13 protein-coding genes are annotated in these 12,092 nt (G+C 64.8%); 5 read left to right on the top strand and 8 right to left on the bottom strand.

The genetic code is table 11. From position 1 onward, the window contains the following. Positions 1-9: 9 nt before the first annotated feature. The 3 genes from HB634_RS20220 to HB634_RS20210 form a co-directional block, all read right to left on the bottom strand. Positions 10-1,230, bottom strand: coding sequence for a helix-turn-helix domain-containing protein (locus tag HB634_RS20220; RefSeq protein WP_213949899.1), 1,221 nt, complete (start codon positions 1,228-1,230; stop codon positions 10-12). A 152-nt stretch (positions 1,231-1,382) separates the two neighbouring features. Further along, entirely contained in the window at positions 1,383-1,895 is a 513-nt protein-coding gene (locus HB634_RS20215) for a hypothetical protein (RefSeq protein ID WP_213949898.1), read from the bottom strand. Between the two features lie 171 nt (positions 1,896-2,066). After that, on the bottom strand, positions 2,067-2,870 hold the full coding sequence (locus HB634_RS20210; RefSeq protein WP_213949897.1) for a DUF4850 domain-containing protein: 804 nt from the start codon (positions 2,868-2,870) through the stop codon (positions 2,067-2,069). A gap of 116 nt (positions 2,871-2,986) precedes the next feature. Here HB634_RS20210 and HB634_RS20205 point away from each other — a divergent pair, with 116 nt between their 5' ends. Continuing rightward, complete coding sequence (locus HB634_RS20205) at positions 2,987-3,652, top strand: hypothetical protein (RefSeq protein ID WP_213949896.1); 666 nt, start codon at positions 2,987-2,989, stop codon at positions 3,650-3,652. Positions 3,653-3,661: 9 nt separating this feature from the next. Here HB634_RS20205 and HB634_RS20200 read toward each other — a convergent pair whose 3' ends face one another. Both HB634_RS20200 and HB634_RS20195 read right to left on the bottom strand, forming a co-directional pair. Then, positions 3,662-4,792, bottom strand: a complete 1,131-nt coding sequence (locus HB634_RS20200) for an NAD(P)/FAD-dependent oxidoreductase (RefSeq protein ID WP_213949895.1) — start codon at positions 4,790-4,792, stop codon at positions 3,662-3,664. Between the two features lie 65 nt (positions 4,793-4,857). Continuing rightward, entirely contained in the window at positions 4,858-5,613 is a 756-nt protein-coding gene (locus HB634_RS20195) for a DeoR/GlpR family DNA-binding transcription regulator (protein WP_213949894.1), read from the bottom strand. A gap of 80 nt (positions 5,614-5,693) precedes the next feature. On the opposite strand from HB634_RS20195, the gene HB634_RS20190 reads away from it, so the two are divergent. After that, positions 5,694-6,281 carry an NUDIX domain-containing protein gene (locus tag HB634_RS20190; RefSeq protein ID WP_213949893.1) on the top strand — a complete coding sequence of 196 codons (588 nt, stop codon included), beginning with the start codon at positions 5,694-5,696 and terminating at the stop codon, positions 6,279-6,281. A 69-nt stretch (positions 6,282-6,350) separates the two neighbouring features. Here HB634_RS20190 and HB634_RS20185 read toward each other — a convergent pair whose 3' ends face one another. Next, a complete protein-coding gene (locus tag HB634_RS20185) occupies positions 6,351-7,325 on the bottom strand; it encodes a hypothetical protein (protein WP_213949892.1) in 975 nt (324 codons plus the stop codon). Between the two features lie 123 nt (positions 7,326-7,448). Further along, positions 7,449-7,847, bottom strand: coding sequence for an NAD(+)--rifampin ADP-ribosyltransferase (gene arr, locus HB634_RS20180; protein ID WP_213949891.1), 399 nt, complete (start codon positions 7,845-7,847; stop codon positions 7,449-7,451). A 185-nt stretch (positions 7,848-8,032) separates the two neighbouring features. Here arr and HB634_RS20175 point away from each other — a divergent pair, with 185 nt between their 5' ends. Beyond that, positions 8,033-9,085: a methyltransferase domain-containing protein gene (locus tag HB634_RS20175; protein ID WP_213949890.1), complete on the top strand. Its 1,053-nt coding sequence runs from the start codon at positions 8,033-8,035 to the stop codon at positions 9,083-9,085. Here the strand turns inward: HB634_RS20175 and HB634_RS20170 are convergent. Next, positions 9,057-10,616, bottom strand: a complete 1,560-nt coding sequence (locus tag HB634_RS20170) for an FAD-dependent monooxygenase (protein WP_213949889.1) — start codon at positions 10,614-10,616, stop codon at positions 9,057-9,059. The two genes, HB634_RS20175 and HB634_RS20170, sit on opposite strands and share 29 nt — an antisense overlap. A gap of 84 nt (positions 10,617-10,700) precedes the next feature. On the opposite strand from HB634_RS20170, the gene HB634_RS20165 reads away from it, so the two are divergent. Beyond that, entirely contained in the window at positions 10,701-11,327 is a 627-nt protein-coding gene (locus HB634_RS20165) for a TetR/AcrR family transcriptional regulator (protein ID WP_213949888.1), read from the top strand. Positions 11,328-11,430: 103 nt separating this feature from the next. Next, positions 11,431-12,084: a glutathione S-transferase family protein gene (locus tag HB634_RS20160; RefSeq protein ID WP_213949887.1), complete on the top strand. Its 654-nt coding sequence runs from the start codon at positions 11,431-11,433 to the stop codon at positions 12,082-12,084. The last annotated feature ends 8 nt before the right edge of the window (positions 12,085-12,092 follow it).

Below are 12,092 nucleotides of genomic sequence, written 5' to 3'. Positions count from 1 at the left end.
GGGCTCATCCTAGTCACCCGGTAGCGGGGTGGTGAGTAACAAGCTCGTCGTGAATCCCGGCATGGGTGGCGCGATCCACCGGCGCGCCCGCCCGCGCCCGAACGATTGCACCTTGCCCGACGCGTGAAGCGACTCGAGGCCGCGCTGCACATTCCGTTGGCTGGTATCGAGCGCGAGCGCGAGGGCCGAGCTCGACCAGGCCTCACCGTCAGCCAGGAAGGCGAGCAGGCTGGCGTGCACTTCCTCGACGGGACGGGCCAGCACGACCACCTCGTCGGCGTCGCGCGGTATCAGGATGAAGCCACGTGGCGTCGCTTCCACGTCGGCGAGCGGTCGCAGCAGGTCACGCAACCGACCGATCTCTACGCGCAACCGCGCGCGATGGGAGTCATCCGGATGCTTCGTACGAAACACCAGGGCGATCAGCGCCTCGCGAGGAACATCGGCGGGCCAGCCTTCCGCCAACGCACGCGCAAGAGAGAACAGGACGGGTCGTGTCGCCAGGGAGGTGAAGACGCCTGCGTGGCGCACGATGTTTCGGCAGGCATCGATGATGAGGCCGTGCGAGGCCATCAAGGCTTCGACATCATCGAGCAGAAGGTTTCTCTCCGAGCCACGCGCCAGCAGACGAGCCACGGGCGTGTCGAGCGTGAGCCATGCACTCTCGACTTCCGCGATGAGTGCGGGGATTCCCGCGAGACGTGCTCCGCACTCGGCGCGCGAAAGGGCGGCACGCGCATCGCCTGCGCGCAGGCGATGCATCGCCACCCCGGCGGTCACGAGTTCGCATGCAGTCATCAAGGCAGGCGGCAGGGTGTCCAGGGCCAGCGTTGCGAGGGCACGCTCGGCCTCGTCGAGCCGGCCGATGAGAAGCCATCGCCTGCTTTCCAGATAGCGTGCATGCGCGGCGTTCGTGCGATCGCCGTGGTTTTCGAGGGTTATCCGTGCGGCGTCGAGCGTCTCGGTCGGCCATCCCAGGTCACGCGATGCGAGGGCGATCTCTGCGTCGGCCACCACGCAACGGGCGCGAGCGATGGACTCTTTCGATCCGAAGGCCCGGGCGGCGCGCCGGACGAGCACCTTCGCCTTGGCGAAATCACCCAACTGCGCCATGGCGATCCCGCGGAGGGCGAGGGCAGGCGCGTCGTCGCGCAAGGCGACCCGTTTCAAGGCACCCAAGGGATCGCCCGCGGCGAGGGCCCGCGCCGCTGCGGTGATCAGCGAGTCCATCGGAATCCCGCCACGCTTGTCACTCCCGCCCCGGTGGAATCGAACCTACTCTAGCTCACGACCACCGGAGGAGCCCACCTAGGATTCTCGGGCGGGATACCTTCATTTTCGCCGACGGAAGCACGCGATAGATCTTTGCATCAGCGCCACTCTTACAATCCTTTCTTTCGCCCCCGCGACGGTGCGGCGGTATTTCGCGGGGCGCGCGCCGCTGGACCCGTGTTCCTCCGGGCGAGCGTTGCCGCGGTGGCCTTCTTCACTTCCGCCCACACGTCGTCGTGAGCGTGCAAAGTAGCAACACCCGACTCTTCCTGCTGTATGGCTTCATCGACCTGTGCTCGGAACCATTGCTCGTGTTCCAGTGCGGCAGCGGCGCGCTTGGCGCGTTCGGTCACATCGGTTCGCGGCGCGCGGAGCAGCCCTTTCTCGTAGTGAGAGATGTCTACGAGGAAGGAAGACAGGCCCAGTCGCGCCAGCTCCTTCACGGCGGTGTCCGTCGTCGCGAACATTTTCACCTGACCTACCTTGTTCGCCAGGATGCGTTCCTGCAATCCCGTGCTCGCCAACACGGCAAAGCCGCCTTTCTGGCCGAGGATGGTCGCCGTCTTCACGGCGCCCATAGAAATGAGATCGCGCAGGTTTTCGAGCTTGATCGGTTCAGCCATATCGGTCACCCGTTTATATATAAACGTTTACCGATTAATCTTAACCCGCGCCCGCCCCTCTGTCGAACGCCCATCGGACGCGATCGGTCTCTGGCTACGTTGCGTCGGCGACCAGATTGCAGGTGATGCCCTCGACGACCAATGGCTCCGTGCGGTCCGCACCGATGTCGTTCACGCAGCAGTACTTCGTCTGCGACTTCTGCCATGGTGTTTTCCTTTGACGCGATCCTGTCGCACCACGCACTTCTGATGATCACTCGTGTGATCTGCAAAGATCAGGTCACGCAGGTCCTTGTCGGCGTCGGGCATGGCGATCTCGAACGAGAGCAGCACGCCATATCGGACACCGATGTAGTTCATCCATTCATGGACCGGCGGTGAGTGCGGCATCTGGTAGTCGAAGACGACGGTGCATCCGTCCGGGCGGGAGAGGTGGAGTGGAGAATGCTCGGCGCGAGGCCGCGGCCAATCCTCGTCGGCATCGGCACGCCAATCCTGCATCGACCGGGGGAAGTAGGGCGCCGCGTACTCCAGGGCGCAACCGGCGCAAACGACCATGCCCGAGTTCATCCACCCGGACGCTTTGCCGCCCGGAGCCTCATAGCCCACGGCGAGGGTCGTGTCCGAGGTGAGCATGGCGTACGACATCTTCCAGCCGCGCGGCACCAGGGACCAGTCACCATCGAGCACCAGCATGACCCTGCCGCGAAGTGCGTCGGGAATGACGCCGGTAAACGGAACGGGCGGACCGCCTTCGGTCCAGGCGCCATCGGTGTCGCGAAACCCCAGCTCGAACGCGGGAATATCGGTGATCGGCTTGCCGGCTCCGTCCTTGGCCACGATCGGGGTCAAACGGAAATCCTCGCCGTTCCCATAGTCGCCCTTCGTCGTCGGCTCCGGCGGCATCTGCGCTGCGGCGGCCACGATAAAAAACAGGCCGGCTATGCCAGCTATCCACCTGCGACCTGCCCGCATCGTGCGCGCTCCCCTGTCAGTGCCTGGCGACTTTATATCGGAACGCGCAGGCCGGCATAGCGGTACAGTCCGAGCCACTGTTCCGGCAAGTCAGGCGAGGGTGTCCGATGGACTTCATGCGCATTCTGCAGTCGCTCGAAGAGTTCCTCTACGAGATCATGGGCTGGTTGGTGTTCTATCCACGCGCGCTATGGAGGACGCTCACCCGCCCGGTCGCCGTCGCGGTCTACACCGGTGAGCAGCTGAAACAGCCCCGGGACGAGCAGTTCACCGAGATGGTGAGCCCGCCGCTGATGCTGATCCTGACGATCGTCCTCGCGCACCTTGTCGAACTGGGTACGCGGAACGGCACCTCGACGATCGACACCGTGCTGGGTAAGGAGCTGTTCTCCTCAGAGCAGATGGTCATCGCGACGCGCAGCGTCGTGTTCTGCTTCTTCGGGTTGTTCGGTGCCATGAGCATGCTCAGGCATCAGCGCCAGCCGACGAACCGTGACTCGCTCCGGAAGCCGTTCTATATCCACTGCTACCTGCTCGCGCCGTTCGCCCTTGGCCTCGCCGTTGCGTCGACCGTCATGACCTTCGCGAAAGGTCATTGGATCCTGCTGGGCGGGGCGCTGCTGCTCCTCAGTTGCCTCTGGTACGCCTGGGCGCAGACGGCCATCTACGTGCGGATCCTGAAGATCTCGTGGTGGAAAGCCGTGGCCACGGCCTCGGCCGCCAATCTTCTGGCCACGGGTGTGATCGTCGGGCTGTATCTGGTGGTCGCCGGCGTGCGGTGAGTCGTCCGCTCAGGCGTCGGTCGGCTTGAGCGGCGAGTAAGTGGCCCGATAGCTGCGCGGGACGACGAAGGGCATGATGAAGCGGCGAAGCGGATAGGGCAGTCGCGCCGACTTCGACAGGCGATCGGTCATGGCCTGCACATGCGCCACGCGCGGCTGGCGCGCTTGTTCGAAGCGGCGCCCGACGGCTGCGACATCGTCGGTCTCGGCAACGAAAGCGGCGAGGGCAAGCGCATCCTCCATCGCCAGGGCAGCGCCCTCGGCCCAGACAGGCGCCGTGGCGTGTGCCGCGTCGCCGAGAAGGATCACGCGGCCTTCGTGCCAACGGGAAAGGCGCACTTCCTCGATCGGCGAGTGGTACAGCGACTCCGGATGAGCCAGCGCCCAGGCGAGTGCCTTGCGTACCCGCTCGGGGAAGTTGCGGAACGCGTGGTCCAGCTGCTTGAGGTCGTCGCCTGCGACGTTCGGGGAGCTCACGGCGACCCAGCCGTAGACCGTCGTCTCATCCACGGGAAGCAGCAGGATGGTGCCGTGCTCACCTGTCCACGCGGTCCAGCCGTCGACGCCGGGATTGGGTGCCATGAAGCGCCAGCTGGCGGAGGCGATGTGTGCCGCGGAGGGCTGCGATGCTCCCATGACCGCCTGTCGTACCGTGGAGCGTACGCCGTCCGCGCCTACCAGCAGGCGGGCGGACAGATCCTCGCCGTTGTCGAGGCGGACATGAGCGGCCGACGCGTCCTGGACGACCGAGGCGATGGCGCGGTCCGCCCTGAGGCTGGAGGCTTCCAGGCCGGTGCTGAGCATCGTCATGAGGTCGGCGCGACGGACGGCGCGGGGACGGAGCGACTCTCCCCAGAACGCGTCTTCATCGATCGCGGCAAGCAGGCGATCGTCCCGCGAACGGTACTCGCGCTTGCGTACGGGGTAGCCCAACCGCGCGATGTCCGTGCCGAGGCCAAGCTGCTCGAGCGCCGCCATGGCATTGCCCGGCAGGTTGATAGCCAGGCCACCATCGGCTGCGACGGGCCGGCGTTCGACCACGAGGGATTCGATGCCCCGTTGCTTCAACGCGCGCCATGTCGCCAGGCCGGCGATGCCGCCGCCAGCGATGACAATCCGCTGCGAACTTTCGATTGCCATGATGCGCGTCCTTCGATAGACAATCGCCGATTATGCCTCGCCCGGAAGCGGGTCGGTACATCCGCTCAAGCGACCACGATGTCCACACCCCGCGCACGGAGCTGACGACGGATCGCTTCAGGCGCGCCGCTGTCGACGACGATGCTGCTCACCGTGTCGACGTCGGCAATCACGTAGGGCGACGCGGCGCCGAGCTTCTCTGTCGAGGCCAGCACGACGACCTCGGCAGCGCGGGCGGCGAGGGCACGCTTCACGTAAGCCTCTTCGAGGTCACCCGTGCTGAGCCCTGCGGTCGGATGGACACCGGTGACGCCCATGAAATAGACGTCCGCCCGGATATGCGCCATGGCTTCGACGGCCGAGGCGCCCACGGCGACCATCGAGTGCTTGAAGAGCCGGCCGCCGATCAGCAGCACGTCCACGAGGGGGTGCGCCGCAAGCTCGACCGCCACGCTCGGGCTGTGCGTCACGACGGTGATTGCCAGGGTGGGAGGCAGGCAGCGCGCGAGCTGCACGCATGTGGTTCCCCCGTCCAGGATCACGACCTGCCCGGGCAGGATCATGGCGGCGGCCCGCATCGCGATCGCCCGTTTGGCGTCGGTGCCGATGTCCTGCCGCTGCACCATATCGCCGACGGCGGCCGAGGCCGGGAGCGCGCCGCCATGCACGCGCTGCAAGCGTCCCTCCGCCGCCAGCTCGCGAAGATCCCGGCGTAGTGTGTCCTCGGAGACGCCGAACGATTCGCTCAGCGTTTTGGCGACGACCTGGCCGTCGCGCTTGAGCGCGGCGAGGATGGCCTGCTTTCGGTGAGTGGTCAGCATGGATGCACGAAATTCATTGACATTGCACGAAACTGCACACTACCGTACCGACGTTCTCCCGTCCAGTGTGCAGGCCTGCCATGTCCGCTCCGTCCGAACGCGTCCGCATTGTCGAAACCCGTGTCCTGTCCGATAACTGGTACACGCTGAAGACCACCACCTTCGACTTCCGCCGCTCCGACGGCAGCTGGCAGCGCCAGCAGCGCGAGACGTATGACCGCGGTAACGGCGCCGTGGTGCTGCTTTACCAGCGCGAGACGCGGCGCGTGGTCCTGACGCGACAGTTTCGCTTCCCCGCCTACGTGAACGGTCACGACGGTATGCTGGTCGAGGCGGCTGCCGGCCTGCTCGACGATGCAACGCCCGAGGAGCGCATCCGCCTGGAAGCCGAGGAAGAGACCGGCTACCGGATTCACGACGTGCGCAAGGTTTTCGAAGCTTTCATGAGCCCCGGTTCGGTCACCGAGAAGCTGCACTTCTTCATCGCGGAGTACGACGCCTCGACGAAGGTTGGCGACGGCGGCGGACTCGAAGGCGAGGGTGAAGACATCGAGGTGGTCGAGGTCGCGTTCGACGAGGCGCTCGCCATGATCGAGCGCGGTGACATCGTCGATGCGAAGACCATCATGTTGCTGCAGTATGCGGCGCTCCACCTTTATTCCCGCTAGGCCAGGCGCTCCGCGTGGACCGGAGCGACGCGATGCTGTTGCATGCCATCGTCGTCAGGATGTCGCTCCTCACTTGATGACGTGCTGCGGCCGGCATTGCTCCCCATCGCAAGTGATGAGTACGCGGTAGGAGCTGCATTGCGCGGTAAACGTGTTATTGCCGTTGGCCCGCACGTCGCTGCATCCGATCTGTGATGCCGTCGCCTCGGCTGCTGACAGACCGGGGGACGTCATCGACGCGGCGGACGCTTCAACCACGGGAGGCGTCGGCGTGTCCTGAGGACGCGCGCGGGGTGCTGGCGGGGGAGGAGGTGTGACTCGTGAGTCCGCAACCATCGGTCCGTTCGGCATGGCCGGTGGCTTGGACACGTCGTACTGGTCGATCGGACGTACCGGAGGGTGGGGCCTCGTCCGCGCGACTTGCGGGTGTTCCTGAAGATACTGGTGAATATTTACCAGCCTGTGATCCGTGGTCAGGCCGAACGCAGAGCGTTCAAAAATTTCATGCTGGTCCGGAGGCATCGACTTGCCGTTGGTCCGGATGTACTCGGCGAGGGCATCGATGATCGTCTGGGCGTGGTACACCGCCCTCTGCTCGGGAATGTCGCTGTTGTACATTGTCACCACGGCGTTGGAATGCCACGTAGTGATCGTTTGGCCGGGTACGTAGATGTAACTCACCCCACCGCCGTGCACGTCGATCACATGGCCGTCGGCATCGCCGCGCAGCACGGTATCTGCCAGATGAGGTTGGTCGTCATCGGGGTTGAAGCTGGTGTTCTTGAGCTTATTGGCGAGCGATTCAAGTGAGAAGTAGGTATAGCCCTTCTCCTTCGTCAACTGCGCACACCGGTAGATCCAGAAATGCCAGACGCGGTCCTTGTCGGCGAATCCATTGCCATCGAATTTAACGATGTAGTGCGTGTCGTCGATCTTGCTGTCCGTGTAGCCCCCGGTAACACCGCGCTTCTGGTATCCCGTGGCGCAGCCAGCCAAAGCGGCAATCGCGAGCAGACCCGCGAGCGCCCTCATGAGCGTTTTCATAACTCCCTCCCCTGTTGTCCCTAGGCGACGGGAGTCCTCACCGTCGCACCCCTGTTCCCCACGCCGATCTGGCGCGACCGGATCATACGAGGAGCGCAGGGGTCCACGCCAGATCCGTCCCGCTCACTCAATAGCTTCGACGCCCTGTTGCTTGAGGTACGCCACGCGATCCCGCATCGCCTTGAGTTGCTCGGCGGGGTGGCCCGTCCAGTTCAGAACCTCCCCGGTGACGCGGAACGGATCCCGCGAGCGATACGACTTCGTGATGTTTCCCGGAAACTTCTTGTCCGTGAGATTCGGATCGTCTTCGATGGGACCGGTAGGCTCCACGACATAGATTCTCCCGCGCCCTGCGCCGATGGCCAGCTCGGCGCCCCATATGGCGGCGTCCATGGTCGCCGTCAGGTAAACGAAGGCCGCGTGCTTTCGTTGGCCGAAGTTCGAGGCATAGCCCGGAGTGATGAGATCCCCGGCTTCCAGATCGGCCTTGGTGCCGTGGTAGTACGTTTGCGAATCAGCCACGTCGTCACTCCTGCATTGCTGTCGATTCGACAGAGCGGCGATGCTGGACTACGCCCCGGGTCTTCCGGCAAGCCCCCCTGTGTTGTATAAATTAGCAACGGGAAGAGGCGCTCTGGCCGTGAACATCCCCGGCCACGATTCGAACTGATCCGCCGCATCCCTTTTCTGGCTGCGGAGCCACGGTCATGGCAATCAACGAAGAGAAACTCAACGCCTTTCTGGGTAGAGCGGTAGGTGATCTCGGCGCCGCATTCAGCGCGGTACTCGTCCTGCTTGGTGACGAACTGGGTTTGTATAAGGCGCTCGCAAAGGAGTCCCTGACACCTTTCGAGCTTGCCGAACGCACCGGCACCAACGAACGCTACATTCGCGAATGGCTTGGCAACCAGACCGCAGGCGGTTACGTCGACTACGACGCCGTAGCGGGAACGTACCGACTCAACGACGAGCAGGCCGCGTGCCTGGCCGACCCCGCCGGACCGGTCGATCTGGCTGGCGCCTATGAAATCGCGCAAGCACTTTTTCATACCTATCCCCGTGTGCGCGACAACTTCCGCAGCGGCGCCGGCATGGAATGGGGCGAGCATCATCCCTGTCTGTTCCATGGCGTCGAACGATTCTTCCGCGGCGGATATCACGCCCACCTCCTGAACGCATGGCTGCCTGCTCTCGATGGTGTCGTGGACAAGCTACAGCGCGGTGGCAAGGTGGCCGATATCGGTTGTGGTCATGGCGCGAGCACCGTGCTGATGGCCAAGGCGTTCCCTGCGTCCCACTTCGTGGGATACGACTACCACGCACCTTCGATCGACGTCGCACGCGAGCGGGCACGGGAAGCGGGAGTGAGCAATACGACATTCGAGCAGGCGGATGCGTCCAGCTATGAAGGTCGTGACTTCGACCCCATCACCTTCTTCGACTGCCTGCACGACATGGGCGATCCCGATGGCGCCGCGCAACACGCAAGAGCCTCGTTGAAGGACGATGGCACGTGCATGGTGGTCGAACCGCATGCCGGCGACGCCGTGGCAGAGAACATCAATCCGGTCGGACGTGTGTACTACGCGGCGTCGTCGATGATCTGCGTGCCTGTGTCGCTCGCCCGGCATGGTCCGGCGCTGGGCGCCCAGGCCGGGGAAGCCCGTTTACGCAAGGTGATCGTCGATGCCGGCGGGTTCAGGCGTCTTCGCCGTGCCGCGGAAACGCCATTCAACATCGTGCTGGAGGCGCGACCTTGAGGCGCGCGCCAGGGTCGCCGAACCATTGCGATAGACGCTGAGCGAGGGCATCGGGGACGGCATCGCCCTCGCTGGTCCAGGCAACCACCCCGTCTGGCCTCACGAGCAGGGCGCTCAGGCCGAGTCGGTCCCTGGTGTCGCCAGCGATGTACGCGACGCTGTCTTCCCACTGAGTCGCCAGTGCGCGAAGCGGTGTGCGCGCGTCGAAATCCAGCAGCAGCCCCTTGCCCGTTTTGAGGTGTTCGCCCAGACGTGTTCCGTCTGCCAGTTCGATATCGGGCGCACTGCGGCCGACGAGTGGATGGTCGTCGCCAAGGTCATAGCGCAGCGACACGCCCCACACCCGCTCGGCGAAGTACGTCGCACCATCACGCGTGTCGATCAGGTCGCGAACGATGGCTTCGAGCGCACGTGAACTCCGGCTCGGACGCATCAGCCCAACCTGGGCGCGCGACCAGTCCAGGACCTGCGCGCCCACCGGATGCCGTTCCGTCGTATAGGTGTCCAGCAGGCCCTCCGGCGCGTCGCCACGGATCGTCGCTGCCAGCTTCCAACCGAGATTCATCGCGTCACCGAGGCCGAGATTGAGACCCTGGCCGCCCAGTGGCGAGTGAATGTGCGCTGCGTCGCCGGCGAGCAACACCCGCCCACGGCGATAGTCGGTCGTCTGGTAGGCGCGATCGGTCCATGTCGTGGCGAGTCGAAGTGCTGTCAGCGTGACATCCGTACCCGAGACGCGACGGAGCACCGCCTGGATGTGTTCGAGCGTGATCGGGTGCATCCGGTGAGACGCGCCGCCATCGAACTCGACCATACCGATGGTTCCGGGCGGCCCGTAGGTGTACATGCCCGTCGGTGTGTAGTGGCGTCCGGGTCGAAGCGGATTCGGCTCGGCGATATCGACATCGACGGAGTATCCCGTGAATTCGGGGTCGGTGCCGACAAAGGCGAAGCCGGCGGCCTTGCGCACTGTGCTTCGGCCGCCGTCGCAGCCGACGAGCCAGCGTCCGCGAAACACCTCGCCGCCCGCGCGGACGAGTACGGTTTCGGCGTCCTGCTCGAGGCCCTCGACACCCAGGCCACGCCGGATCGTGGCGCCCATCGCGTTCGCGCGTGCCTCCAGCGTCCGTTCGAGGGACTCCATATCGACCATCATGCTCGTGCCGACAGGACCGGGCAGGCGCCACGGCCAGCGCGAGCGGTCGATCTTGTCCTCGTAGAACTGGATGCCGGCAAAGTGACCACCGGGGCGTCGCGGCTGGCCCAGCCAATGCGCTGCACCCGACGCGCCAGGCCGGGCGCTGTCGTTCGACGGCTGGCCTGCCGCGATGTCGTCCAGCAGGCCGCGACGGTAGAACCCGTCGATCGAGGGGGCGGAGAGTCCGCGCATCCCGAAGGGGAGGCGCTTCGAGGGGGAGCGCGGGTCGTCCTGCGGCTCCAGCACCAGCACGGACACCCCTGCGAGCCGCAATTCGCAGGCCAGGAACAGGCCGACCGGCCCCGCGCCGGCCACCACTACGTCGTAGATCAAGCGATATCCTCAGGTAAGCGGCCGGAGACACTCTGGCCCTAAAAAGTTACACTGAGTGTAAGTTTCTACAGGGCGAATGGCCTGATGTCAAAACCGGACGGGCTTCGGAACCAGAAAAAGGCGGAGACGCGACAGGCGATTTCCAACGTCGCCACGCGCCTGTTCGTCGAGCGCGGCTTTGAGAATGTCTCGGTGGCCGAGGTCGCACGCGAGGCGGGGGTCGCCCGTAAAACCGTGTTCAATTACTTCCTGCGCAAGGAGGACCTGATCTTCGATCGCGAGGAGGAAGTCCGAACGCTGGTGCGCGACGCGATCGTGAACCGGGGGAGCCAGTCGCCTGTCCACGCATTCCAGGCGCTGATGCGAACGCTGGCAGTCACCGGACACCCGATATTCCATATGTCCGCCCGGCCGATCCAGTTCTGGCGCACGGTGGTGGAGAGCCCCGCACTGACGACGTACGCGCGGGAACTTCAGGTAACGCTGGCCAATGATCTGGGCGAAATGCTGGCCGACGCGGTACACCGCCCGCATGCCGATCCCGATGCGCGCCTCGCCGCGGCGATGCTCGTCTCGGCGCTCGTGGTGGCATACGGCGACGCACTCCGCGCGTTTCGTGAGCAGCAGGATCCGGAAGCCGCCTTCATAAGCGTGATGGAGCGGGGCTTCGTTGGCGTGAACGCCACGGTCGTCGGGACGCCGTATGCCTGAGGCGAGGGGCCGGCGACGTGTCGAATGCAGGGCCGCTCGTTCGACGAGGTAGTGAAGGCAACGCAACCCAATGGCCCGAAGGCCGCTTCAGGAGACGCTAAAGATGACCATCACCATTACGGCCTTTGAACGCTCACCTGACGGCGGCAAGGGCCTCGCACGTGACACGCGCGTTCGCTGGGCGCTGGAAGAAGTCGGCCAACCCTATACGGTTCGGCCGCTTTCGATGCAGGCGATGAAAGAAGCCGCGCATCGGTGCCTGAATCCTTTTGGCCAGATCCCGACCTATGAAGAGGGCGATCTCTGCTTGTTCGAGAGCGGCGCGATCGTCTTCCACATCGCCGAGCGGTGTGCGGGCCTCTTACCGGCAGAGGCGAATGCACGGTCCCGGGCGATCATGTGGATGTTTGCCGCGCTCAATTCCGTGGAGCCCGCGATTCTCGAAATCGTCGTCGTCAAGTTTGCGGAGGGCGACAAACCCTGGGCAAGCGAACGGATGCCTCTCGTCTTCGATCGCATTCGCCAGCGGCTTCGGCCGCTGTCCGACCGTTTGGGCGAGGCGGAGTGGCTCGATGGCGCCTTCAGCGCGGGCGACCTGATCATGGTGTCCGTACTGCTGAGGTTGAGACTCTCGGGCATCCTCGACGAGTTTCCGAACCTCGCTGCTTATGTCGCCCGCGGCGAAGCACGGCCGGCTTACCAGCGCGCTTTCGTGGCCCAGTTAGCGCAAGCGACGGGTAACCCGGCTCCCGTCTGACTGGCTCG

The sequence above is a fragment of the Luteibacter sp. dw_328 genome (assembly GCF_018449605.1).
GTDB lineage: Bacteria > Pseudomonadota > Gammaproteobacteria > Xanthomonadales > Rhodanobacteraceae > Luteibacter.
Note: the sequence above shows the minus strand (reverse complement) of the source record. Positions and strands in the feature narration are given on the sequence as shown.

Coding starts and splice junctions, on each gene's coding strand:
- HB634_RS20175 (WP_213949890.1), top strand. CDS start 8,033: ATGGCAATCAACGAAGAGAAACTCAACGCCTTTCTGGGTAGAGCGGTA.
- HB634_RS20190 (WP_213949893.1), top strand. CDS start 5,694: ATGTCCGCTCCGTCCGAACGCGTCCGCATTGTCGAAACCCGTGTCCTG.
- HB634_RS20160 (WP_213949887.1), top strand. CDS start 11,431: ATGACCATCACCATTACGGCCTTTGAACGCTCACCTGACGGCGGCAAG.
- HB634_RS20220 (WP_213949899.1), bottom strand. CDS start 1,230: ATGGACTCGCTGATCACCGCAGCGGCGCGGGCCCTCGCCGCGGGCGAT.
- HB634_RS20165 (WP_213949888.1), top strand. CDS start 10,701: ATGTCAAAACCGGACGGGCTTCGGAACCAGAAAAAGGCGGAGACGCGA.
- HB634_RS20185 (WP_213949892.1), bottom strand. CDS start 7,325: ATGAAAACGCTCATGAGGGCGCTCGCGGGTCTGCTCGCGATTGCCGCT.
- HB634_RS20205 (WP_213949896.1), top strand. CDS start 2,987: ATGCGCATTCTGCAGTCGCTCGAAGAGTTCCTCTACGAGATCATGGGC.
- HB634_RS20200 (WP_213949895.1), bottom strand. CDS start 4,792: ATGGCAATCGAAAGTTCGCAGCGGATTGTCATCGCTGGCGGCGGCATC.
- HB634_RS20215 (WP_213949898.1), bottom strand. CDS start 1,895: ATGGCTGAACCGATCAAGCTCGAAAACCTGCGCGATCTCATTTCTATG.
- HB634_RS20195 (WP_213949894.1), bottom strand. CDS start 5,613: ATGCTGACCACTCACCGAAAGCAGGCCATCCTCGCCGCGCTCAAGCGC.
- HB634_RS20210 (WP_213949897.1), bottom strand. CDS start 2,870: ATGCGGGCAGGTCGCAGGTGGATAGCTGGCATAGCCGGCCTGTTTTTT.